This is a genomic window from Candidatus Diapherotrites archaeon (genome assembly GCA_016205145.1).
In the GTDB taxonomy this organism is placed as follows: domain Archaea; phylum Iainarchaeota; class Iainarchaeia; order Iainarchaeales; family JACQJH01; genus JACQJH01.
Genome location: JACQJH010000002.1, coordinates 499455 through 521610 on the forward strand (window position 1 = coordinate 499455; position 22156 = coordinate 521610).

Sequence of the window (22156 nt, forward strand, 5' to 3'; positions counted from 1 at the left end):
GAATAAAGCTTGCGGAAAAAGGATTTTTTAATAGCTGTATTTTTTGCTTGGAAATTTCCCGCTTTTTACCTGATTGCCGAATTTTTCCGCTGCGCCGGAAATCTTTCCCCCGAGGTTGTCGAACCGCTTCACGAATTTCGGCTGGAAATCCGGCAGCAGGCCGAGAATGTCGTGCAGCACCAAAACCTGTCCATCACAGTGCCTTCCCGCGCCGATGCCGATTGTCGGAATGGCAAGGCAGTTAGTGATTTTTTTTGCGAGGCCGGACGGAACGCATTCCAGAACAAGCGCGAAACAGCCTTCCCTTTCAAGGCAGAGCGCGTCCTGCATAATTTTTTCCGCTTCTTCGGCATTCCTGCCTTTCACGGAAAAGTTTTCCGCTGTCTGCGGAGTCAGGCCGAGATGGCCGATGACCGGAATGCCGGCATCGCGGATGGCTTTTGCTATGCCATCGGAAAAGCCTTCAATTTTCACGCAATGGCAGCCTGCTTCCGAGAATTTTTTCGCGTTCTCGCCTGCAAGGTTTGAGTTCGTGAAAGAGCCGAACGGCATGTCCCCGATCACAAAGGATTTTTTGCACGCCCTTGCGACAGCCGCGGAATGCCGGAGCATTGTTTCCATTGAAACCGTCGAGGTTTTCGGCTCGCCGTAAACCACGTTGTTCAGGGAATCTCCGACAAGCAGGGCGTCAACCTTCGCGTCGACAAGCCGTGCAAAGGCATGGTCGTAGCAGGCAAGCACGGAGATTTTTTCGCCGGACTTCTTCATTTCGGCAAACTTTTCGGAAATGTGCATGAAAAGCTTGTGCTGGAACAATTTGAAAAAGCTATTTGTCCCGCTCACTCTGATTCTATGCGCGGCGCAAGGAAATAGGTTATGTCGGCCTTGCCGACCTTGTAGTTGACCTGGATGGGCGCGTTTGTTTTGAGGAAAACCTTGACTTCGGTGTCAGAGGAAGCGGTTTTGAGCATGTCGGAAAGGTAGTCCAACGGGAACATGCTTTTAGCCTCGTCTTTCACTTTCATTTCGGTTATCGCCTTGTCGTCCTTCTGGGTTTCGCTGTTCAGTTCGCCCTTGCTTGAATGCGCCCTGACAAAAAACTTTTTGTTCTCGATGCCCAACGAAACGTGCGTTGAAATGAGCGCGGAATCCTTGAGCGCGTCCTGCAGGACCGAAGCCTTCATTGAAAGTTCCGCGTCGAAGTCTATGCGCGGACTCGGCAATTCGGAAGCGGAAATGTCTATCAAAGGCATGGAAAATTTTCTCACGGAAGAGCCCTTGAACGTGACGCTCAGATAGTTCTTGTCGTCCTCCAATGCCAGGTGCAGTTCGTCGCCGGCCTTCGACCTGGACATTATCTGGCCCAGGTAATCGAGGTCCAGGCCGAGCTTGGTTTTGCCGTCCAAATCGAATTTTTTGAAGGAATCCTTTTTGAGCGAGAAGTCGACCATTGAAATCTGGCTTGGGTCGGTCGCCCTCAATGACAAACCATTGGCGTCGAAGATGAATTCGGCCTCGTCGATCAGGACCGCGATTGAGTCGATGCATTTCTTGAAATCGTCGGCCTTTTCGAGCACTACGTCCATGAACAGATTTTACGGGAAGAGGTTTTAAAAAAAGAACTTAACCTCGTGGCAAAAATCTACCCCGCAGGCACATGCATACTCGGCGTGCCGCACAGCGGCACGCCTTGGCTCCGAACCAGCCGCAGTTGCGAAGCCAGCGCCATGCAATGCATGGTGCGCGTACCAGCCGGACGAGACGGCTGCGGACGGAAGCGGCTCAGCAAATCAGGTCGTAGTCCGCCGGCAGCCTTCCGGTCGAAGCGAGGCCGAGCAGGTTGTCGAAAATCCAGAGCTTTGCGCAGCCGAGCACAGGGATCTGGAAGATTGCCTTGCCCTGCACTTGAGAGGCGTTGACCGGATAGAGCGTGATGCATGCCTGCTGTGAAACGCCGTTCACGATTTTGCCGCAGTCCGCGTCAAGAGTGTAATTCTGCTCGCTGTCGCCTTTTGTCAGGAGAAACGTTCCATCATTTGCAGCGAGTTTTGCCACGACGCGGTGGATTATCGGCCTGCCTGACGGGACAGCCGTGTAAACGACAATCGACCCGGTCTTTTCAACCGGAATTGTTTTGCCGTCCTTGAAAACGATTTTTTTCGCCTGCGGAATGCCATTCTCCATTTCAAACCTCAGCGACGCGAAATCGGAAAAAGGCGTGTTCGAAAGGCTTTGGCTTGGCATGGAAACTTCCGTTGCCTTGATGCCGTCCGGTCCGGCGCCGGCAAGCATTATGATGTCGCCGCGATGGTACAACGGTTTCATGGAGCCGGAAACGACTATCATGAAAGGCGATTGCGTCTGCAGGATCATGCCCGCAATAGTGTATGCGAGCCAAGCGAAAACGAATGCGGAAACGATGTAAACTATTGTCGAGATTGCCGCGTTGTTTTTCGGGTTGACTGCCGGCATGACAAAGAGGTCGACGTAGTGGAACGGATCGAGCCATTTCAGCTTCTGCAGGATTGCATGGAATGGGCTTTGCTTGGCCGGCATTTTTTCACGTCGGGCAGCCGGAAAGGCTACTTCGCCTTCTTTATTTCTTTCTTGAATTCGTCAAGCTTTTCGTCGACCCTTTTCAGGGCGTCGGAAAGCGCCTTTTTCGCCTGCTTGCCTTCCGTCTTCACAATGAACCTGCAGTCGTGGTCCATTGGATGATTGAGGGAATACGCCGCAAAGGACACTTTCTCGTCTTCCAGTAGGGCTTCCCTCAGGAGATTGGGGAAAGTGTGCCTTTCGCCCTTGATTATGAATTCGGCAGAATTGTCCGAAGAATTCAGCACTTCAAGTTCCATTTATCGCACCTCATTTCAAAATATAATCTGAAGAAATTTTCCGCTGCTGCGTTGAGCCGCATGACAGGCATTTCAGGCCCTGGCCGAAAAGATGCAGCGGCTGCCTGCATTCCGTGCAGTAAGCCTTTATCACGCCCAGTGAATCGTCATTCGTGCTCACGTCGATCGCGAAAGGCGAGACCATTTCGGCTTTCCCCTTGACAAGGTCGCCTATCCTGAAAAAGTCTTTCAGGCTTTTCACGTATTCGCGCGCTACCATCCTGACCGGAATCATTGCAACGCCGATGTGAACTGCCTTCTTTTTGCCGTCCTTTTCAGCCGAAATGATGTCAATCAGCACGGATGAGTCCTTGACAAGCCTGACTTTGCCGTAAACTATCGAGCCCCTGTCAAGCAATGCAACTTCGCGCTTTTTTTCGACGTTGACTTCCTTGAACCTTTGGTCAAACGAGACAAGGCCGATGGAATTGGACAGGATTTCGCCCTCGCATTCAAAGACGTTGCTGCCGGGAACGAATTCCTCGGCCGTCGACACGGCTTCGCCCGGCACGACGGGCTTTTGAGCATGTTTTTGCATTGTATAACCCCAAAAATGGCGTTTTTGCGTTTTTCGGCCTGACCAAAAAAAACAGCTGAAAAACCGCAAACCGCAGAGAAAACCATTAAAACTGGTTAATACTTTATAGAAATGGTAAGGAATTTAAAGGAACGGGTTGCCCTTGGTTTTGGAATCACTGATAGACACGGCCGCGGCAAAACGGCACCCTTTGGCCATTTTCCTGCTCGCCCTGGCCCTTTCCTCCGCGGCTTTCTGGATGGCATTTTTCACTTTCCCGGACTCGGCGAGCATACTGGCAATAGCATTCATCACCATAGCATTCGTGCCCATAATCCACTCCATCCTGGCTGAAACCGAGGAAGAGGAAGCGTTGGTGCCAAGCTGGTCGGTCGGCTTCCTGAGAAGGCATTTCGACGTCATCAAGATTTACGCCTGGCTTTTCCTCGGCGTTGTCGTAAGCTATTCGTTCTGGTTCGTGATCCTTCCAGGCGACGTGCACGCATCATTCTTCCAGGTCCAGGAAAAGGAGCTTGGGAAAATCACCACCATGAAGTCCACGCTTTCCGGAAACGCAAGCGGCGTGAAAAGCGTTGCCGAAAAGTGCGGCAGGGAATTCAGCTGCTGGTTCAACGTCATTTTCGTGAACAATGCGACAGTCCTGTTCTGGGCCGTGCTGTTCTCATTTGCAATGGGCGCCGGCGCGATTTTCCTGATAAGCTGGAACGCATCAATAATCGGAGTTGTCATCGGCCGTGACATAATGGCGTTGTCATCGGCTTATTCGAATCTGGGCGAATACAGCCTTGCCGCGGCATTCCTGCACGGCCTGTTCAATGCAATTGGCTTCATTCCGCACGGCTTGCCCGAGATAACGGGCTATTTTTTGGGCGCAATCGCCGGCGGCATAATCAGCGCCGCGATTTCCAAGAAAAAGTTCCGGACCCACGAATTTGAAATAGTCGCAAAGGACGCCGCAGTGCTGGTGATGGCCGGAATACTGCTGCTGCTTCTCGGCGCCGCAATAGAGGCAAGCATAATAGCGGCTGTTTAGTCTTGCTAAAAAAAAAGATGCAACGCACGTTTTGCAGCATCAGGCATTCGCGTTTTCCAAAGCCATTTTTTTGAGCTTTGCCTCAACTGCTGAATCCACGGCTTTCTCAAAGGTTTTCTGGAACGGCGCAATCATCTGCTCGATGTCCTTTTCCCCCGCGGTTGAAGCGCCAATCTTGTCTGAAATGGAGTTGGCAATCCTGCTCAGCTCAAGCGGCAGGACAAATTTCGTGCTCTGGCCCCTTGAAAGCTCTTCAAGCGCCTTGATGTAGTAATACGCGACCGTCTTGTCTGAAAGCTCCTTTGCCGCGGCATTGACTGCGCTGATTTCTTCCCTGTGGGCCTCGGCTTTCTGGATGCGCGCCAGTTTCTCCTGTTCCGCTGCCTTGAAGGCGTTGGTTGCGGCGAGGATTTCCTGCGGAATGTCGACGTCCTCGATTTCGACTTTCACTATCGATATGCCCCAGTCCTTTGATATTTCCTCGACCTCGGATTTCAGGGCGCGGTTTATTTCCTCGATTTTTGAAACGACTTCGGGGACTTCCATGTCACCTATGACGTCACGCGTCGCTCCGATGACATTCGCAACAACCGCTTCCTCGAAATTCTTGATGTTCACCACAGAGCTTACAACGCTCCCGTCATCCCTGCCCACATTCAGGAAGATTGCCTCCTTGACCTTGAGCTCGATGTTGCCTTTTGTTATGACCTCGTACTTGGGCGTGAAAAGCGTTTTCGTGCGCAGGTCGACAATGACAAAGCTTTCAATGAATGGAATGACAAAAGTCCAGCCCCTTCCCACCCGGTTCACTTTTCCGAAGCGGAAGATGACGGCGCGCTGGTAGTCCACGAGCAGCAGAAGCACCGGATACTTTGTGACCGCGAAAAGGAAAACTCCCAGGACAATTATCCACGGCAGGCTTGCCATTGCCGCGTCAAAGTTGACCATGAGCCAGACCGCGGCAAGAAGGAATGCCGCGAAAGCCCCTGCAATGATGCCGGATTTTACGCTTTTGCCCTCAACCATGCCAATCAGCCGATACGGTTAATCAGTTAATACAGTATACTTTATATATTTCATGCAAAAATTTATTAATAAGCGCGTTGGCTTTTTGTGATAGCATGGCTGAAGAAAAAATCCTCGTCATCTGCGTTGACCGCGACGACGACCTTGGAAGGAAAACCGGGATACAGGGGCCGGTCATTGGCAGGGACGCAAACATCAAGGCCGCGACAAGGCTCATTCTCAAGGACCCCGAAGAAAACGATTCCAACACAATGTTTGCGGCCGTGAAAAAATTCGACGAGGTAAGGAAATCAGCCGCTGCATGCGAGGTGGTGACGCTCACGGGCTACGGCAAGGCCGGCTTCAAGTCCGACAGGATTGTGGCGCAGCAGCTTGACGCCGTGCTCGAAAAATTCCCGGCCAACGGAATAGTGCTTGTAACCGACGGCGCCGAAGACGACCAGGTCATTCCCATACTGCAGGGCAGGGCAAGAATCATTTCAAAGGAAACAGTCATCATAAAGCAGGCGCAGGCAGTCGAATCAACGTTTTACACGATAAAAGAGGCGCTGAAAGACCCTTTCATTGCAAGGATTGCATTCGGAATTCCCGGACTGCTGTTATTGCTTTTCGGCCTGCTCGGCAACCTCAGCTTCCAGGTCATAGCATTCATCGGCGGAACATATCTGCTGGTGAAAGGCTTCGGCATCGAGGAATGGGCCATAAGGGGATTCCACAGCGTCACTTCCTCGATTTCCGCGCAGAGAATCTCCTATCCGCTTTACCTTTCCGTGATTTTCATTCTCGGCTTCGGCGGAATGACCGCTTTCAACAAGTTCAACGAGCTTTCGGGCATAGAGCTTGTTGCAAGGGCAGTGATCACGGCGCAGTCAACATATCTTTTCATAGCGATTTCCGCTTTGCTCATTGTCGCGGCGAAAAGCGTCGACCTCATCCACCTCAAAAAGGCGCAGCACCTGCGCAAAATGCTTTTGTACGCGACCTCAACGCTTCTGGCGTGGTTCATACTCGACTCCGCAACACTGGTGGTGTTGGGCAGGGCCGACCTCAACTGGTTCCTGTTCAGCGTGGGCTTCAGCATGTTCCTGCTGCTGCTTGCATTCAAGCTCTCCGAGATAATGGAAGTCAACTCGAAAGTGACGAGGCTGCTCGTCGGCCTGTCTGTTTACGCGAACGACGGAAGGTGGCTGGGCAAGGTAGAAAACGTCGACCGCGAAAAGCAGGAGATACTGTTCAAGGACAACGCGTCAAAGAAAAGCGTTTCCCTGAAAAAAAAGGAATTCGAAATAACCAAGGGCAGGATCCTGATAACCTGATTCTTTCACATTGCCTGAAATTTAATACAAAAAAAGCAGACGGGTATCGGGCAAGCGGAATCGTCCAACCAATCACGCGCAACAGCGCGCAGCTCCATGCGAATGAAATGAGCATGGGGCGTCGGACCAGCCGGACGAAATCGGCTTAATGCGCGGATTTTTGGGAGACCTTTTCAATATTTACGCCGCTAATCGACGGCAGGCTTTTCAGTATTTTTTTGAGCGACAGCAGCATTGAATCCTTTTTCCTGGATTTCTCGAAAGCGTTCGCCAGCACGTCGGACAATGTCGAAACGGAAATTATTTTTATTTTGGCGAGTTCGGCTTCAGGCAGGACTATGTCCTCGCGGTTGGCCTTGGGCACGATGACTTCCTTGAAGCCCGCGCGGATTGCGGCGTGCACTTTTGAAGTAACGCCCCCGACGGGAAGCACTTCGCCGCGGACGGAGAGGCTGCCTGTCATTGCCAGGCTCTGCTTTACCGGAATGCCTTCAAGCGCTGAAATCACTGCCGTTGCGACGGACACCGAAGCGGAATCGCCTTCGACCCCTTCATAAGTCTGCAAAAACTGTATGTGCAGGTCGTGCTGGCTTATGTCCTTGCCGGAAATGCGCTTGATTATTGCGGAAACATTCTGCACGGCTTCGCGCGCAATCTCCCCAAGCTTTCCGGTCGCAATGACCCGGCCCTCGGACTTTGAAGCTGCCGGCGCGATTTCGGCCTCGATCGGCAGCACAGTGCCCGCACTCCCGTCACCGGAAACTGCGAGGCCGTTGACCCTGCCGACAACCGCGCCCTCTGAAAGGTAAACTTCGTATTCGCGCTTGCTGTCGATTATCTTGTCAACCATCTGCTGTTCCAGCGTTCTTGCGGACATCTTTGCCTCGATGACGTCCTGCGCCTCGACAAGCGAATGGCTTTTCTCCTTTGCAATGTCGCCGGCCGCCCTGACAAGGCCGCCCAAATCGCGCAGTTTCAGTGTCAGCCTGACTTTCCTGTCGGCGCGCCTGCGCGCCTCGAAAATTATCAGGTCAACGGCTTCCCTTGAAAAGTGCGGAATCTTGCCGTCCTTTTTGATTTCCTGGCAGACGAACTGCACTATCTTTGACCTGTTTTCGGGCGTGTCCGGCATGTCAATGTTCATGTAAACCTCGTAGCCGTAGCCCCTGATCCTTGAACGCAGGGCGGGATGCACTTTTTCCAAATCACGGTAGTTGCCCGCCGCGACAAGCACGAAATCGCACGGCACGGGCTCGGTTCTCGTCATGGCGCCGGAGGACATTTCGCTCTGCCCCGTAATCGCATACTTTTTTTCCTGCATGGCCGTAAGCAGTTCCTGCTGTGCCTTGTATGAAAGCGTTGCAAGCTCGTCGACAAACAATACTCCGCCCGAAGCCTTGTGAATGAGGCCCGGCTCGACGCGCAGATGCGGGGGCGTGCCGAGGCCGCCTGACTGTAACGGGTCGTGGCGGACGTCGCCGAGCAGTGAGCCGGCCCTCGCGCCCGTTCCTTCAAAAAACGGCGCAAGCTTTTTGCCTGCATTGTCAACCAACAGCTTGGGCGTCCTTTTTTCCTCGCGGCTCCTCATCTGGTTGCCGACTGCAAAGCCCACTATCAGGAAGCCGCCCAGAATCATCATCGCAGCCACGATCACGTCAGGCGCCCACTTGAAAAAATAGACGACCCAGACAATCAAAAACCAGCCCAGCGGAAACAGCATTGAAACGAGCCTGAAATTGTCGTCCGCGTGCTGTGCTTCAATCCTTTCCTTGTTCAAAATTTTCTGGCCCTCGCCCGCAGGAACCGGCCTCACCTTGGGATTGTTGGGATCAGTGTCGTTCGGGTAAATGAGTATGTCGCTCAGCTTCTGCACGGGCAGGACTTCCGACATTGCCAATGCAAGCATGCTCTTGCCTGTTCCGGGCTCGCCCACCAGAAGAACGTTTCTTTTCTGCGCGGCCGCCTTTCGGATGATGTCAACGCTCGAATCCTGGCCGATGACCTGGTTTATGGTCTTGTCGGAAACCGGGATTTCGGCTGTGGACCGGAAATTGAGGAAATCGGCCTTGTGCGGGGAAGACTTAGGCATTAAAAGAGTTAGCCAAAAAAACATTAATAAATCAATCGCAGGCCCGGCGAAAAAACCGGAAAAATACGGCAAAACGCGAAGGCAAAAAAAGCGGAAAAACAGCCGCAAAAAAAAACAGGGCGGATGCGGGTAAAAAAGTCTCAAGGGTTTTTGAATGAATGCCAAAATAACCGTTCTGGGCACGAGCTGTTCTAATCCCACAAAGGAAAGGAACCTTTCAAGCGTCTGCCTCGAATTTGCAGGCAAGACGCTTTTGTTCGACTGCCCGGAGGGAACGCAGAGGCAGATGATGCTGGCAGGCGCGTCATACATGTCCGTCGACTATGTTTTCATCAGCCACTTCCACGCCGACCACGTGCTCGGCCTTCCCGGAATGCTGGCAACAATGAGCATGCAGGGCAGGGACTGGCCGTTGCACGTCTTCGGGCCGCACGGCATTGAAAGGCAGATGGAAAAAGTGCTGAGCCTCGGCCTGCTGAAGCAGGGCTTTGAAATAATCTGCCACGAAGCGAAAAACGGCGGGATTCTCGCTGAAAAGGATTTCACCATCGAAGCTGTCGGGTTAAGGCATGAAGTGCAGTGCTTCGGCTTCGTTTTCAGGGAAAAAAACAAGAGCGGCGAATTCCAGAGGCAATGGGCGGAAAAGCTCGGCATACCGGAAGGGCCGTTGTGGAGCAAACTGCAGAAAGGCGAAAACGCCGAGGCGAACGGAAAAACTTTCAGGCCCGAAGACGTGATGGACTATTCGAAGGGAAGGAAGGGAAGGAAAATCTCCGTCATCATGGACACTTTGCCGGACGAAAAATATTTCCAGGCGATAATGGATTCCGACCTTTTGATTCACGAGTCAAGCTTTTTGCAGAAGCATGCGGAAAGGGCGAAGGAAACGAAGCACTCCACTGCAAAGCAGGCCGCGGAAGTCGCAAAAAAAACCAATGCGAAAAAACTCCTGCTTTTGCACATCAGCCCGCGCTACCGCGGCGAAAAGGAAATGGAAGAGGAAGCGGAAAAGGTTTTCCCGCACGCGATTGTGGCGAGGGACCTCATGCAAATCGAAATCTGAACAAAAAAAGTTTCACTTCAAGCGGAAGGCAATTGCTATTTCAAATTGAAGGTTTGCCCCGGCGCGAGAATGACCGGCTTTGTTTTCAGGATGCTTTTCTCTATTTTCTGCCTGAACTCCTGCGGGTCCTGCTTTATGGTCTCGAAAGTGTTGTAGTGCATCGGAATCACATAATCCGGCTTCATTGTCTTGGTCGCGCGCACAGCATCGACGCAGTCCATTGTCTCGTTGCCGCCGATGGGCAGCAATGCGACGTTCGCCTTTATCTGCGAGAAGGTGTCCAAAAGCTGGGTGTCGCCGGCATGGTAAACCGTTGTTGTGTCGTCCGAAATCAGGAAACCCATCGGATAGAATGACTGGGGGTGATGCGCGTGCACGGCTTCGATGTGAAGGCCCCTGCAATTGATTTTTTTCGCAGTGTCAATCGAGTGCATCATCGGCTTCTGGAGCGAAAGCTGGTTCAGGATGGAATCGTGCGCCACAACGCACGCGTTCGTCGACCTTGAGAGCCTTTCCACCATCTTCGGCTCGAAATGGTCGAAATGCTCGTGCGTTATGAGTATGACATCGGCCTTTTTCACGTCTTTTTCGGCGACCGGGCACTTTACGATGCGCTTGAACTCGCTGTTATGCGCGCAGACAAAAAAAGGGTCCACAAGGACGGTCTTGCCGGAAAAGTTGAGTTTGAAAAAAGCGTGGCCCAAAAACTGTACTTTCAGCGCCAAACAAACCACACCATTAATCATATTGAACCGAGAGGAATATTAATACCTACTTTTCCTGCAGGCAAAAAAAAGCAGATGGTTACTGGGCGAATGCGACGCACCGGAACCCCAAGATTCTGGACACGTCCAAAGCAGATGGGTATTGCATCAGCAATGCCCCAGAATCCTAAGATTCTGGGCACGTCGCAAAATCCAAGATTTTGCGAAGTACCCGTCGTCGCTCCACGCAGCCGAAACTGCGTCCGGACGGAATCACCGGCTTGGAAAACTATTTATACAATAAATGCAGTTGAATTATCTGGGTGGATTGCAGTGGAATGTGCTGTTTTGAGCCGGCGGAAACTCTGCCTTGCAGTATTGTTGCTTGCCGTCTTTTTCTCCGGGCTTGCGTTTGCCCAGTCCTATGAAATCCAAAAGCACGAAATAGAGATTACGCTCGGCGAAAACGGCGAAACCTCTGTTGCCGAAAGGTATTACCTGGACTTTCCGAACAGCCTCCAGCTCGAGCGGTTCAAGCAGAAAAGCGAGGAACTCGGCGTCGACCTCCAGAAATGGAGGGAATTCGACCCGAACATCAGGGTTTTCATCGGCGGCGAGGAGGATGTGAGAAGCGGGGTGCTCAGCTTTGACGGCGCGAAAAAGTTTTTGCAGCTGAGCTACGGCCTTGAAACCCCGGTCGTTTCAAAGACAAGCGAAACCGGCAGGATAACGACGTTCGAACTCAAAAAAAGCGCGCTCAAGGACTTCCGGACAGGGGACACGACTGTCATTCCGGCAGGAACAAGCATAAAAATCAATTTCCCGAAGAATTCGGAAATAATCCAGCCGGTCCAGCCTGCCGCAAAAACAAGCGGCGATTCAATCCAATGGACTGGCTATACGCGCTCGAACGCAGTCACGTTGTCATACAGGGTTTTCAAGGAGATTGCGCCGCAGTTCGAGCTGTCCGGCCTGCTCAAAGGCGCATTCGCAAGCAACGTCTTTCCGCTTGTAGTGCTTTTTGTCATCATCGTGAGCGCGATCGCTTATTCAAGGCGCAGGGCAATCGCGGACCGGATCGAGGAATACGTTGTAGAGCACTCCGACTTGGAAGAGGAAACCTTCGAACAGGAAGAGGAAAACCAGTAGGCCCTGCCTTCAAGACCGCTGCTGAAGTTCAGCTTCCGATTTGTTCCAGTGAAAACGACGCGAAAAGCACGTTCGCCAGTATCCAGAAAAAAGCGACCGCGATTCCAAAACCGGTGAAGGCGGAGCTTTTCATGAAGCCGTGGCCTGCCCAGCCGAAAAGCACGGCGATTGCGTAAAGCAGCATGAGGAAAAAAAGCGACTGCACTGCGTTGCGTAGAAAGTTCATCGGGCCGCCTCAGAAGTTTATCCAGATGTTGTAAACGATTATGAGGAAAATCGCGGAGAATGCCACGACAAGGGGAAGGTAGGGCCTCAGCACGTCCACGTTTTCCGTGAAAATCGCGGTCGACATCCTTGTCAGGTACATCAGCGACAGGAAGGCGGCGGTGAAATAGACAAAGCCCGTGAAAGTGATGAAGTCGAAGAAGACTATGAAAAGGAAGCCGTAGAGGATTGCGCCCATTGCGAAGTTTTTGCCGCTGAAAAGATAGTATGAGCCGGCGAGAAAGCCAAAAACCCAAATAATGTTGTTGGCGAAGAACAGGAAGATGTAGCCCAGGTCGAAAGCGAGAAGGTGCATCACCAAATCGAGGAAAACGAACGCCATGGTCACACCTTTATCAGCAGGCTCTCCACAAGCACCAGGAAGAAAACCACGATCAGTCCGGGCAGAGAGAAAAGCGCGTCCGCCACTATCCTGAAGAACAGCGCGTTGATCGCCGCCGCGGCCGCAAAAATCATTATTGTCCAGATGAGGATGTTGGCGAGGTTCATATCCTGATCCACCCCAGGAGCAAGGCGACGTTGAAGAGGATGAAGAAGCCGAAAGCGAAAACCTCGTTCCAGAGCACAAGGCTGCCGGACATTTCGGCATTGCTTTCAACGAAGTTGAGGAATGAAATCTTGGCCATGTAGTTGAGGAGCAGGAATCCTCCGACAAGGAAAACCCAGCCTGAAAGGAAGGCGAAGGAATCCACAAGCGCGATTGAAAGGAAAATCAGCAGGCCTGCATACACGAAATTTTTTCCTCCGGCAACAAAAAAGGCGAGCGCAAGGAACGCGAAAACCCAGAGAAGGTTGTTCATCATGAAGACGAATAGCCAGCCGAGGTCGAAGGAAAGCAGGTGCCAAAGGATTTCCAGAAACACGACAACCGTAAAAAAATAGCCCAAAACCACCTTAAATAGTTAACTAATTAATCAAATATAGTTATTGGCTGACCTGGCCGATTGCCAGAAACCAGCCAAAAACAAAGGCTTAAATTTAGTTATATTGATATAATTATTTGGTTTTTTATGGCTGAAATCACGGCACAGGTAAAGGAATGGGGGAAGTCTCTCGGCATAATCATACCGAAAAAGTCCGCGGACAGGGAAAAAATAAGGGCCGGCGACAAGGTAAGGGTATTGCTGCTCAGGCAGGCCAATCCGTTGCAGGAAACTTTCGGCATCGCCAAATTTTCGAAAAGCACGAAGGAAATACTTGACGAAGTCGATAAAGAGGCCTGGGATGCCTGAAAACCTTTTCTTTTTCGACACCTACGCGTTCTTTGAAATTCTCGCGGGCAATCCGGCTTACAAAAGGTTTGAGTCGGCCGACGCCATAACCACTATTTTCAACCTCGCCGAACTGAACTTTGCCCTGAAAAGGGAGGGCAAGGGCTTTGCAGACAAGATAACCAAAAAATACGAAGTCCTGCTTGTGGACGTCACAGCCGAAGACGTCTGCGAAGCAATGGACTTGCGCATGAAAAACAGAAAACTGTCCATTCCCGACGCAATCGGCTACACCGTGGCAAAACGGCATGGCGCAAAATTCCTGACCGGGGACATGCAGTTTGAAAAAATGCCCGACACGGAATTCGTGAAATGACTCAGGCTTGGGCGCGCTTTTTGCCGAAAACCCGGAGCTTTTTGATTTTGCCCTGGAAGGCAGGTTCAAACGGCAGTTTGAGCAGTTTCAAAAAGTTCTGCACCAGAAAGTCGTCCGTGACGACAGAAAAAGAAGCGCCTTCCGCCTTCAAATCCATGGCCAGCGCGACAACGCAAAGGTCTGCTTTGCTGAGCTTGAAATAGTTTTTTTCCTTTGCAATCGCAGCCGCCTTCAGCAGGCTTTCTTTTGAAGGGTCGCGCACAAAAAGGCTGCCCTGCCTCATGCCAGTTTCAGCAACGCTTTTGGCGCGGAAATCCTTAAGTTCGTCAAGGCACACGTTCGCCATCACGTACTTTTCATTTTCGCGCAACTCGAAGTTCAAATCATTGATTATGGCGGAAGAATCGAGAAGGTAAAGCATCAAAGAAAGCTTATTAAAAAAAGGCTTTATATTATAGTGTTTTAACCCGGTGAAAAAATGGAAAGCATCGAAGGCACTGCAAGGGCTTTGAGCGAAATCGAAAGGAAGGCGCTCAAACAGCTTGCCGGCGGAAAGGAAAAAACCGAGGAAACCGTTTGCTCGGAAGGCGGCATCAACATCGACTCAGTGCGGAGGGCGTTTGCCTGGCTGCAGCAGAAAGGCCTGATTGGGGTCAGGGAAGAAAAGGCACGCTCGGCCGAACTCACTCCCGCGGGAAAGGACTGCCTTGAAAAAGGCCTGCCCGAAAAAAGGCTTTTGAACTCGGTCCGGAAAAGCGGCGGAAAGCTTGCAATGAAGGACGCGCTTGCAAAAAGCGGCCTTGGAAAAGCCGAATTCGGATTCGCGCTCGGATGGAACAAGGCGAAAGCGTTCATCATGGTCTTGCCCTCGGAGCAGGGCCCGGTGCTCGAACTCACGGAAGTCGCAAAAGAATTCGCGCAAAAAAAATCCGCTGAAGAGCAGGCGCTTGAAGCAATTGAAACAGGCAGTATGCCGGAACAGGAAATTCTCGCAGAATTGGTGAAAAGGGGCATCTGCCAGGAGAAGGAAACTACGACGCGCACCGCCAAAATCAGCGATGCCGGCAGAAAGGCGCTTGAAATAATCGAAGGCAAAAGCGCCGCGGAAAGAACTTACAACATTTTCGACCCTGTGCCGAGAATGCTTGCCGGCAAAAGGCAGCCTTACATCCAGTTCCTTTCGCAGATCCGCAGGAAACTCGTCGAACTCGGCTTCCGGGAAATGCCCACCCGCTTAGTCGAACTGGAATTCTACAATTTCGACGTTTTGTTCCAGCCGCAGAACCATCCCGCGCGCACCTGGACCGACACTTACCAGCTCAAGCGGCCGGTGCAGGGAAAACTGCCGGACAAGAAACTGGTTGCATTGGTGAAACAGGCGCACGAAAGCGGCGGAAAAACGAAAAGTGCCGGGTGGAAATACGGCTGGAGCGAACAAATCGCGCAAAGGCTCATGCCATGCGCGCACGGCACTGCCGCATCTGCAAGGCAGGTTGCAGGCGGAGTGGAAGTGCCGGGAAAATACTTTGCATTGGCGCGCTGTTACAGGCCCGATGTTGTCGATGCGACGCATTTGAACGAGTTCAACCAGATGGAAGGCTTCATTGTCGACGAGAGCTTCAATTTCAGGCACCTGCTTGGAATGCTGAAACAGTTTGCAACCGAAATCGCGGGCGCGGAAGAAGTCAAATTTTATCCCGATTACTATCCTTTCACCGAACCATCGGTTCAGCTTTCCGCAAAGCACCCTACGCTTGGCTGGATTGAATTCGGCGGAGCCGGCATTTTCAGGCCGGAATTCACCGAACAGTTGGGAGTGAAAGGAAAATGCCTTGCATGGGGCCTCGGCATCGACAGGCTGGCAATGTTCAAGCTCGGAATCAAGGACATTCGCCAATTGTTTTCAACGGATTTGGAATGGCTGCGGAACGAAAAGATGGTGAGAGTTTGACGAAGGAACCTGGCAGGCGAGTCAAACACCTTCCGTCAACGCAACTCAATGCAGAACTTGGCAGGACAGCGCAAACATTGCGAGAATTGAGCGAAGACCCGTTCCAGGGAAACGGGACAATTGTTGCAGAAAACCTGAGAGCGTTGGCCGAACTGTGGGCGGAGTATAATGCAAGGAACCATGTTGTCAGGATAAGAAACCCGGAACTTGAAGCAATGGTTATCAACACGGTCGGCGAAGTTCTGGGAACATATCGCAACACCCGTCAACTGATAGCTTTAGAGAACACTTGGGGAATAAGGTTCGGGACGCATTCCGACATGGCGAGGGCCACAGAGCAGGCGCAAAACCACGGAGCCGCGCCGCGAAAGTCTTGGAGAGAAAGGCTAAAGCGGGTTGCCGGAAAAATTCTGCCGCACAGGAACCTGGGGAAGTGAAAAAAATGCCCACACTTGAAATCTCAAAATCCGATTTGGAAAGCCTTTGCGGAAAAAAGTTTTCGCCTGCCGAGCTGGAAGAGGCATTGCTTTGCGTGAAAGGCGAACTGGAATTAGTTGAGGGTGACAGGCTGCGCGTTGACGTCAAGGAAACCAACCGCCCGGACTTCTGGAGCACGGAGGGAATTGCGAGGCAGGTAAAAGGTTTTTTGGGAAAGGAAAAGGGCCTGCCAAAATTTTCCGTCAAAAAGGGAAGGGTTGAAATCTTTGTTGACAAAAGCGTTGAAAAAATCCGCCCGAAAATCGCGGGCGCGGTCGTCTGGGACGTGAAGGTAACGCCGAAACTGCTTGAGCAGATGATCCAATTGCAGGAAAAGGTCACGCTCACTTTCGGCAGGCGCAGGAAAGAGGCTGCGATCGGATTGTACGATTTTGACAGGATGAAGCCGCCAATACATTACAAGGCATTCCATCCGAGAAAGCTGAAATTCACTCCGCTTGACTTCAAAAACGAATTGGACTTGGACGAGATTCTGGAATTGCACCCCAAAGGCAGGGAATACGCGCACCTTCTCAAGGACTTTCCTGCTTATCCGATTGTCATCGATTCCGCGAAAAATGTTGCAAGCATGCCGCCGGTAATCAACTCCGATTTCACGGGCAAGGTCACTGAAAATACAAGAAACCTGTTTGTCGAAGTTACAGGTTCCGACCAGAACGCGGTGAACGTCGCGTTATGCGTGATGGTTTCCGCCTTGGCGGACAGGAAAGGCATTGTTGAAAGCGTTTCCGTGAAATACGGGAACAAAAAAATCGTTACACCTGACTTTTCCCCGAAAAAAATTCTGATAGGGCTGGATTACATCAACGATATTTCCGGCCTCGAACTTTCGCAGAAGCAGGCAATCGAACTGCTCAAAAAAAGCCGCGTGGACGCGAAACCGAAAGGCAAAAGCATCGAAGTTTCGTATCCTTCTTTCAGGCAGGACATACTGCATCCGGTCGATGTGGCAGAGGACATAATTGTTGCGTTCGGATACAACAAAATAAATCCGCTGCCGGTGAATGTTCCGACGATTGGCGCGGAAATGCAGGAAGCGAAACTGCATGAAATTGCCAGGGAAATTTGCGTCGGATTGTGCCTGCAGGAAGTCCTCACGTTTACCTTGACGTCAAGGGAAAAGCAGGAGAAACTGATGGGGCTCAAGGGCGAAAGCTTTTCGGAAAAGCTTGCAAAAGAGGCCATGGGCGAAAGCTTTGTCGAAATCCTCAACCCGGTTTCCGAAAACTGGGCCGTTTACAGGAAAATGCTTGTGCCGGAACTGCTCGACTTCCTGGCAAAAAACAAGAACGTCGAATACCCGCAGAGGATATTTGAAATCGGAAAGGTTGTCAGCGAAAACCCGGAGAACGACAACGGAGTCGAGGAAAGAAATGTTCTGGCGGTTGCGATTGCAGGCCGCAAAACCAATTTCACTGAAATAAAGTCACTGCTCGAGGCAGTATGCTCAAACCTGGGCGTGAAGTGCCGGCTCGCGGAATCAAAAAGGGGGTTCCTCAGGAAGGGCATGTCCGCGGAAATAACGGTTGAAGGAAAAAAAGGGTTTTTAGGCGAAGTCTCGGAGGAAACCCTGAAAGCCTTCGGGTTGGAGATGCCGGCAACGGTACTGGAAATGGAAATCTAAAAGAGCTTTGTCTGCTTTCCGGTTTCTTCTTCCGGCGCAGCCTGTTTTTCTTCCGCTTTTTCTGCCGGCTCGGGCACTTGCGTTTTTTGCAGGAATTTTCCGTCTACTCCCGCAAGGGCAGTCCTTTTTTCCAATAAGGATTTTGCCCTGATTTCCTGCGCCTGCTCCAGAATTGTTTTCACTTTTTTTGTTTCCGGTTTCGTTTCAAGCATGAAAGCGATTTCGTTTTCGTCCAGGTCGAAAGCCGCGGCGAGCCTTGGCGCAAACTCCTTGTTTTCGAACAGCATTTTGATGAAGGCGAGGTCGTGCACCATCACTTCTTTCGACGACGAATGCATTTTGCCGCCGATTTTTTTGCACATTCCCGCCTTGAGGGCCTTTTCAGCGCGGCCCGAGGAAAGCGTTCTCAGCAGCCTTGGGAACTGGTATTTTGCCCAGCCATGGTAGTCGTTGCTCCGCGAAAGCGCAACCCCCGCAGTGGAAAGGTCGGCGGCGTATTTCATCAGCACGTAATTCTGGCGCCGGAAAATCCTGCCGTTGAAAATGCTTGCCTTCGACAGGCAGTCGAAGCCCGCGGCCAGGTCTTCCTGCTTGGTGAACTCAACGGGAATGTTTTCCTCGACCCATCTTTCAAGCAGGTCCTGCGGAACCTCGCTTTCAAAGCGCGCACTCTGGCACTCGGCAAAGGTTTTCGCGCGGAAAATGCGCTGGAGAACGCTGAAAATGTTGTCCTGCCTGTTCCTTGAACCGAGGCCTTTCACGCTTTCCATTGAAACCCCGTCTGCGAGTGCCTGCAAATCAAGCAGTGCCGAGCGCAAATCACCGGCAGAGTTCTTTGCAAGCTCTTTCAGGGCTTCGTGGTCGAATGGAATGCTTTCCTTTTCGCAGATCTCGCCAAGGCGCTTTGCAATTGAAAGGTAATTTATTTTCTTGAACTGCACCAACTCCGCGGCCTGGCGCACAGGCCCGAGCTTCTGGTTCTCGTAAATGTCGTTTGCCGTGAGAATGACCGGGTTCTGCGATTCGCGGATGATTGAAAGGATCGCCCCAGCGCCGCCCCTGTCAACTGATTGCAGGCCGTCGATTTCATCCAGCAGCACAAGCCGTTTCTGCCCTGAAAGGCTTGAGCCCTGCGAAGCCGCGCCTGCAAGCTTTTCGATTACGTCCTTCGAGCGCAGGTCGCTTGCATTCATTTCAAAGACCGACCAGCCGGAAAGTTTCGCGGTCAGCAGTGCAAGGCACGTTTTTCCCGTTCCGGTTGAGCCATACAAAAGCAGTGCCTTGCCTTTTTTGCCCGCATTCCAGTCGTCAGCCCATCTTCGCACGAATGAAACGGCTTCGGTGTTGCCCACGAATTCCGGAAAGGTTTGCGGTAAAAATTTGTCTGTGAAAAGCTCAGACATGAAACAATCTTGCCGGCAAAAGGGTATTATTTGTTTTGCAGGCAAAAATTGTGCGATTTGCATGCTGTCAGGCATTGTCGGAAAACCGAATTCGGGCAAGAGCACTTTTTTCTGCGCTGCAACAATGGTTGACGCGGAAATCGGCAACAGGCCGTTCGTAACGATAAAGCCGAACCACGGCGTCGGCTACGTCGTTTCGGAAAATCCCGGAGTCGAAAGCCACAAGGTTCCGCAGCCCGTGAATTACAAATTCGAAAACGGCAAAAGTTATATTCCCGTGAAACTGCTTGACGTTGCCGGCCTTGTCGAAGGCGCCTGGCAGGGAAAAGGATTGGGCAACCAGTTCCTCAACGACCTGATACAGGCGGATGCCCTCATCCACGTCCTTGACGCCTCCGGCTCCACCGACGCGGAAGGCAATGCAGTCGGCGCGGGAAACCACGATCCCGCGAAAGACGTGCTGTTCCTTGAGCGCGAAATGGATTACTGGATCAAAAGCATCCTGACGAAAAACTGGCAGAAGATTTCCAAGCAGGCGACCGTCACGAAAAAGGCCGCGGAAATCCTCGCATTGCAGCTCACGGGTTTGGGCATAACCGAGGATGACATAAAAGAGGTGCTGAAAAAGGAAAATTTTTCCGCAGTGCCGGATGAATGGAACGAGGATGAAATTCTTCGGTTCAGTTCGAAGATTCGCGAAAAAAGCAAGCCCATGCTTATAGCCGCGAACAAGATGGATTTGCCGGCCGCGCGCGAAAACCTTGACAGGCTCAGGCACGATTTTCCCGGCAAAATTTTCGTGGAATGCTGTGCCGAAGCCGAGCTTGCACTGCGGAAGGCGGACAGGGCCGGCGTGATAAAATATCTGCCGGGCGCAAAAGGCTTTGAAGTGCTCAAGGACCTGCCCGAAAAGCAGGTGAAGGCGCTTGACTTCATCAAGGCGGCTGTTCTCGAAAAGTTCGGTTCGACCGGCGTGCAGGACTGCCTGAACAAAGCGGTTTTCGAACTGCTGGACCTGATAGCAGTATATCCCGTGCAGGACCAGAACAAATGGGTTTCAGGCAAGGGAAATTGCCTGCCGGACGCGTACCTTCTGAAGCGCGGCTCGAAGCCGAAAGACCTTGCGATAAAGATTCACACCGATTTCGGGCCGAAGTACATCGGCGCAATCGACTGCAAAACGGGATTGAAGCTGGGAGAGGACGCGGAACTGAAGCACAACGACGTCGTCAAGATACTGCTCAAGAACTAAACAGGAAAAAAAAGAACTAAAAAAAAGCAAAAAAAAACAGGAAAAGAAAAAAAAAGAAAATAAGAAAGAAACCGGGAAAGAAAAAACCCGGCAAATGAAAATCTATTCACTGGTTTTCTTTCTTGAACTTCTGCGCCTTTATTTCAGATTCGATCATTTCCGGCGTCACTGTCTGGTGGGCCAGAAGCTTGTTGCGCACGAACTCGTATGCCTTTACCGTGTCTTCCAGGTCAAGCTTGCGCTTGAAGCCGAGGCGCGCGATTTCCCTGAAGTACAGGTCGACAATGTCGTGCGCCACTTCGTCAACGCTTTTCTTTGCGATTGTCACTGTTTCCGGCTGCACTACAACCTTGGAGTCAATGACTTCCTTCAATTGCTGCTTGACTATGTCGAGCTCGTCGAAAATCCTTTTTTCGGTGAGCTTTGCCCTGTCATCATCCGATTGTGACAGGAACCTGTCCTCGAACTCGAGCATTTTGCGCCTGAGGTCGTCAACCTGCCTTGGCGAAGAATAGTCAGCCGGCAGAGCCGAAACCTTTTCTTCAAGGTCCGAGACTTTCAGCCTGATTTCCTTGACGCTTTCCGCTGAACCTGCTGTTGCAGAGGCTTCGCCGAGCTCGCTTTTCAGCCGGTCAAGCTTTTCGAAAATCCTCGCTTCGATGCCGTCGACCCTCTCATTGCTTGGCAGGCCAGCAACCTTTTCTTCAAGGCCGGAAACCCTTGCCTTCAGGTCGTTGACAGTGTCGTGCAAAGCTATTTCCTTGCTTGTCGGCGGAGCCGGCAATGGAATCGCTTCCGCAACTGCTTCCGGCTTTTTAGGCTCGGTTATTTCGGTTTCGTTAACGGATGGCTTCGCTTCAGCCAGCACGGCAGGCCTTGCTTCGGCAACAACCGCAGGGGTTGGCCTGGCTTTTTCTTCAACCGGCGCTTCAAGCCTGTCGAGCCTGCTTTCGATTTTGCCGATCCTTATGCCGTGCACTTCCAGAGCAGAGGAAAAGTCGACAAACTTGCCCCGGATCAAAGTCTTTATTTCCTCGACCGTGCCCTTCGTTTCCTCAGGCGGCCTTGAAACAAGCGCCTTGATTTCTGTCAGGCTCCTGGTGTTGGCTTCGACTACTCTTTCAACCTCGCCGAACTTGTCGGAGAAGCCTTTCAAATTATTTTTTGTCTGTGTTTCAAGCTTGTTGAGCGTGGTGGAAACCTTTGAAACCTTCAAAATTTCCTTTTTCAGCTTTTTCAGGGAACCGGCCTGCCTTTTTTCGCGCTTCAATGCAGCCTTCTTGTTGGCGTCAATCGTTTTTTTGACTGAGCCGACCCTTACAGCGAAAATCTTCGAGCTGACCGGAAGCGGCTTCCTTCTCTTCACCGGCTTTTTCTGCGCGGGCCTTTTTGCAACCGCCGGCTTTACGACAGCAGGCTTTATTGCCCTTGCTTTCGCCGGCCTTGCAATCTTTCCTGCAGCCCTGGCGGGCCTTGGTTTTGCAGCAGCCCTTTTAACAGCCCTTTTAACAGAAGCTTTCACGGGCCTTGCAGTTCTTATGGCGGGTTTTTTCGCGGCCTTTCGCCTTGAAGCTCTTTTCGGCACGGCCTTTGCGACAGGCTGCCTTGCAACACCCTTTGTCTGCTCAAGCTGTTTCAGCGCCTTTTCCGCCGCCTTCCCGGCTTCAACGGCTTCCTTCACAACCGGCTTGATGTTTTCAATAGCTACCTTTTTTCGGATAAGAGCTCTCTTCGCCAAAACACC

At 51.8% G+C, this 22156-nt stretch carries 25 protein-coding genes; 10 read left to right on the forward strand and 15 right to left on the reverse strand.

Going from position 1 to position 22156, the window contains the following annotated elements; genetic code table 11:
* Positions 1–27: 27 nt before the first annotated feature.
* The 5 genes from panB to HY394_05910 all read right to left on the reverse strand — a co-directional run bounded on the left by panB (position 28) and on the right by HY394_05910 (position 3432).
* A complete protein-coding gene (panB, locus tag HY394_05890) occupies positions 28–795 on the reverse strand; it encodes a 3-methyl-2-oxobutanoate hydroxymethyltransferase (GenBank protein MBI4053536.1) in 768 nt (255 codons plus the stop codon).
* 44 nt (positions 796–839) lie between these two features.
* Complete coding sequence (gene pcn / locus HY394_05895) at positions 840–1586, reverse strand: proliferating cell nuclear antigen (pcna) (GenBank protein ID MBI4053537.1); 747 nt, start codon at positions 1584–1586, stop codon at positions 840–842.
* 196 nt (positions 1587–1782) lie between these two features.
* Positions 1783–2556 (reverse strand): hypothetical protein, encoded by a 774-nt coding sequence (locus tag HY394_05900; protein ID MBI4053538.1) that lies wholly within the window; start codon positions 2554–2556, stop codon positions 1783–1785.
* Between the two features lie 26 nt (positions 2557–2582).
* A complete protein-coding gene (locus HY394_05905; protein MBI4053539.1) occupies positions 2583–2855 on the reverse strand; it encodes a DNA-directed RNA polymerase subunit L in 273 nt (90 codons plus the stop codon).
* A gap of 10 nt (positions 2856–2865) precedes the next feature.
* Complete coding sequence (locus HY394_05910; GenBank protein ID MBI4053540.1) at positions 2866–3432, reverse strand: exosome complex RNA-binding protein Csl4; 567 nt, start codon at positions 3430–3432, stop codon at positions 2866–2868.
* A gap of 142 nt (positions 3433–3574) precedes the next feature.
* On the opposite strand from HY394_05910, the gene HY394_05915 reads away from it, so the two are divergent.
* On the forward strand, positions 3575–4465 hold the full coding sequence (locus HY394_05915; GenBank protein ID MBI4053541.1) for a stage II sporulation protein M: 891 nt from the start codon (positions 3575–3577) through the stop codon (positions 4463–4465).
* Positions 4466–4504: 39 nt separating this feature from the next.
* Here the strand turns inward: HY394_05915 and HY394_05920 are convergent, their stop codons facing one another.
* Positions 4505–5491: a hypothetical protein gene (locus HY394_05920; protein ID MBI4053542.1), complete on the reverse strand. Its 987-nt coding sequence runs from the start codon at positions 5489–5491 to the stop codon at positions 4505–4507.
* Between the two features lie 95 nt (positions 5492–5586).
* Here HY394_05920 and HY394_05925 point away from each other — a divergent pair, with 95 nt between their 5' ends.
* Complete coding sequence (locus HY394_05925; protein MBI4053543.1) at positions 5587–6807, forward strand: DUF373 family protein; 1221 nt, start codon at positions 5587–5589, stop codon at positions 6805–6807.
* A gap of 145 nt (positions 6808–6952) precedes the next feature.
* Here the strand turns inward: HY394_05925 and lonB are convergent, their stop codons facing one another.
* The gene (lonB, locus tag HY394_05930; GenBank protein MBI4053544.1) at positions 6953–8920 is read right to left on the reverse strand and encodes an ATP-dependent protease LonB; all 1968 of its coding nucleotides are present in this window, start codon (positions 8918–8920) and stop codon (positions 6953–6955) included.
* Positions 8921–9050: 130 nt separating this feature from the next.
* Here lonB and rnz point away from each other — a divergent pair, with 130 nt between their 5' ends.
* Entirely contained in the window at positions 9051–9959 is a 909-nt protein-coding gene (gene rnz / locus HY394_05935; GenBank protein ID MBI4053545.1) for a ribonuclease Z, read from the forward strand.
* 35 nt (positions 9960–9994) lie between these two features.
* Here rnz and HY394_05940 read toward each other — a convergent pair whose 3' ends face one another.
* Positions 9995–10684 (reverse strand): metal-dependent hydrolase, encoded by a 690-nt coding sequence (locus tag HY394_05940; GenBank protein ID MBI4053546.1) that lies wholly within the window; start codon positions 10682–10684, stop codon positions 9995–9997.
* A 312-nt stretch (positions 10685–10996) separates the two neighbouring features.
* Between HY394_05940 and HY394_05945 the strand changes: the two genes are divergently transcribed.
* On the forward strand, positions 10997–11812 hold the full coding sequence (locus HY394_05945; protein MBI4053547.1) for a hypothetical protein: 816 nt from the start codon (positions 10997–10999) through the stop codon (positions 11810–11812).
* 28 nt (positions 11813–11840) lie between these two features.
* Here HY394_05945 and HY394_05950 read toward each other — a convergent pair whose 3' ends face one another.
* The 4 genes from HY394_05950 to HY394_05965 are packed head-to-tail and all read right to left on the reverse strand — an operon-like array spanning position 11841 to position 12984.
* Positions 11841–12038, reverse strand: a complete 198-nt coding sequence (locus HY394_05950; GenBank protein MBI4053548.1) for a hypothetical protein — start codon at positions 12036–12038, stop codon at positions 11841–11843.
* Positions 12039–12047: 9 nt separating this feature from the next.
* Positions 12048–12419, reverse strand: coding sequence for a hypothetical protein (locus HY394_05955; protein ID MBI4053549.1), 372 nt, complete (start codon positions 12417–12419; stop codon positions 12048–12050).
* A 2-nt stretch (positions 12420–12421) separates the two neighbouring features.
* Positions 12422–12586 carry a hypothetical protein gene (locus HY394_05960; GenBank protein ID MBI4053550.1) on the reverse strand — a complete coding sequence of 55 codons (165 nt, stop codon included), beginning with the start codon at positions 12584–12586 and terminating at the stop codon, positions 12422–12424.
* Positions 12583–12984, reverse strand: coding sequence for a hypothetical protein (locus HY394_05965; GenBank protein MBI4053551.1), 402 nt, complete (start codon positions 12982–12984; stop codon positions 12583–12585). The genes HY394_05960 and HY394_05965 overlap by 4 nt, the downstream gene beginning before the upstream one ends.
* 123 nt (positions 12985–13107) lie before the next feature.
* On the opposite strand from HY394_05965, the gene HY394_05970 reads away from it, so the two are divergent.
* Positions 13108–13329 carry a hypothetical protein gene (locus tag HY394_05970; protein MBI4053552.1) on the forward strand — a complete coding sequence of 74 codons (222 nt, stop codon included), beginning with the start codon at positions 13108–13110 and terminating at the stop codon, positions 13327–13329.
* On the forward strand, positions 13322–13684 hold the full coding sequence (locus HY394_05975) for a PIN domain-containing protein (GenBank protein MBI4053553.1): 363 nt from the start codon (positions 13322–13324) through the stop codon (positions 13682–13684). The genes HY394_05970 and HY394_05975 overlap by 8 nt, the downstream gene beginning before the upstream one ends.
* A gap of 1 nt (position 13685) precedes the next feature.
* Here HY394_05975 and HY394_05980 read toward each other — a convergent pair whose 3' ends face one another.
* A complete protein-coding gene (locus tag HY394_05980) occupies positions 13686–14105 on the reverse strand; it encodes a hypothetical protein (GenBank protein MBI4053554.1) in 420 nt (139 codons plus the stop codon).
* Between the two features lie 57 nt (positions 14106–14162).
* On the opposite strand from HY394_05980, the gene HY394_05985 reads away from it, so the two are divergent.
* The 3 genes from HY394_05985 to pheT are packed head-to-tail and all read left to right on the forward strand — an operon-like array spanning position 14163 to position 17757.
* Positions 14163–15635 (forward strand): phenylalanine--tRNA ligase subunit alpha, encoded by a 1473-nt coding sequence (locus HY394_05985; protein MBI4053555.1) that lies wholly within the window; start codon positions 14163–14165, stop codon positions 15633–15635.
* A complete protein-coding gene (locus HY394_05990; GenBank protein MBI4053556.1) occupies positions 15632–16072 on the forward strand; it encodes a hypothetical protein in 441 nt (146 codons plus the stop codon). The genes HY394_05985 and HY394_05990 overlap by 4 nt, the downstream gene beginning before the upstream one ends.
* 5 nt (positions 16073–16077) lie before the next feature.
* Positions 16078–17757: a phenylalanine--tRNA ligase subunit beta gene (gene pheT, locus HY394_05995; GenBank protein MBI4053557.1), complete on the forward strand. Its 1680-nt coding sequence runs from the start codon at positions 16078–16080 to the stop codon at positions 17755–17757.
* Here pheT and HY394_06000 read toward each other — a convergent pair.
* Complete coding sequence (locus HY394_06000; GenBank protein MBI4053558.1) at positions 17754–19160, reverse strand: replication factor C large subunit; 1407 nt, start codon at positions 19158–19160, stop codon at positions 17754–17756. The genes pheT and HY394_06000 overlap by 4 nt on opposite strands.
* 61 nt (positions 19161–19221) lie before the next feature.
* Here HY394_06000 and HY394_06005 point away from each other — a divergent pair, with 61 nt between their 5' ends.
* Positions 19222–20412 carry a redox-regulated ATPase YchF gene (locus HY394_06005; protein ID MBI4053559.1) on the forward strand — a complete coding sequence of 397 codons (1191 nt, stop codon included), beginning with the start codon at positions 19222–19224 and terminating at the stop codon, positions 20410–20412.
* 106 nt (positions 20413–20518) lie between these two features.
* Here HY394_06005 and HY394_06010 read toward each other — a convergent pair whose 3' ends face one another.
* The gene (locus HY394_06010; GenBank protein MBI4053560.1) at positions 20519–22150 is read right to left on the reverse strand and encodes a hypothetical protein; all 1632 of its coding nucleotides are present in this window, start codon (positions 22148–22150) and stop codon (positions 20519–20521) included.
* Positions 22151–22156: the final 6 nt, after the last annotated feature.

Coding starts and splice junctions, on each gene's coding strand:
- rnz (MBI4053545.1), top strand. CDS start 9,051: ATGAATGCCAAAATAACCGTTCTGGGCACGAGCTGTTCTAATCCCACA.
- HY394_05955 (MBI4053549.1), bottom strand. CDS start 12,419: ATGGCGTTCGTTTTCCTCGATTTGGTGATGCACCTTCTCGCTTTCGAC.
- HY394_05980 (MBI4053554.1), bottom strand. CDS start 14,105: ATGCTTTACCTTCTCGATTCTTCCGCCATAATCAATGATTTGAACTTC.
- HY394_05925 (MBI4053543.1), top strand. CDS start 5,587: ATGGCTGAAGAAAAAATCCTCGTCATCTGCGTTGACCGCGACGACGAC.
- HY394_05950 (MBI4053548.1), bottom strand. CDS start 12,038: ATGAACTTTCTACGCAACGCAGTGCAGTCGCTTTTTTTCCTCATGCTG.
- HY394_05985 (MBI4053555.1), top strand. CDS start 14,163: ATGGAAAGCATCGAAGGCACTGCAAGGGCTTTGAGCGAAATCGAAAGG.
- HY394_05920 (MBI4053542.1), bottom strand. CDS start 5,491: ATGGTTGAGGGCAAAAGCGTAAAATCCGGCATCATTGCAGGGGCTTTC.
- HY394_05975 (MBI4053553.1), top strand. CDS start 13,322: ATGCCTGAAAACCTTTTCTTTTTCGACACCTACGCGTTCTTTGAAATT.
- HY394_05910 (MBI4053540.1), bottom strand. CDS start 3,432: ATGCAAAAACATGCTCAAAAGCCCGTCGTGCCGGGCGAAGCCGTGTCG.
- HY394_05905 (MBI4053539.1), bottom strand. CDS start 2,855: ATGGAACTTGAAGTGCTGAATTCTTCGGACAATTCTGCCGAATTCATA.
- HY394_06005 (MBI4053559.1), top strand. CDS start 19,222: ATGCTGTCAGGCATTGTCGGAAAACCGAATTCGGGCAAGAGCACTTTT.
- HY394_05900 (MBI4053538.1), bottom strand. CDS start 2,556: ATGCCGGCCAAGCAAAGCCCATTCCATGCAATCCTGCAGAAGCTGAAA.
- pheT (MBI4053557.1), top strand. CDS start 16,078: ATGCCCACACTTGAAATCTCAAAATCCGATTTGGAAAGCCTTTGCGGA.
- HY394_06000 (MBI4053558.1), bottom strand. CDS start 19,160: ATGTCTGAGCTTTTCACAGACAAATTTTTACCGCAAACCTTTCCGGAA.
- HY394_05970 (MBI4053552.1), top strand. CDS start 13,108: ATGGCTGAAATCACGGCACAGGTAAAGGAATGGGGGAAGTCTCTCGGC.
- panB (MBI4053536.1), bottom strand. CDS start 795: ATGCACATTTCCGAAAAGTTTGCCGAAATGAAGAAGTCCGGCGAAAAA.
- pcn (MBI4053537.1), bottom strand. CDS start 1,586: ATGGACGTAGTGCTCGAAAAGGCCGACGATTTCAAGAAATGCATCGAC.
- lonB (MBI4053544.1), bottom strand. CDS start 8,920: ATGTTTTTTTGGCTAACTCTTTTAATGCCTAAGTCTTCCCCGCACAAG.
- HY394_05960 (MBI4053550.1), bottom strand. CDS start 12,586: ATGAACCTCGCCAACATCCTCATCTGGACAATAATGATTTTTGCGGCC.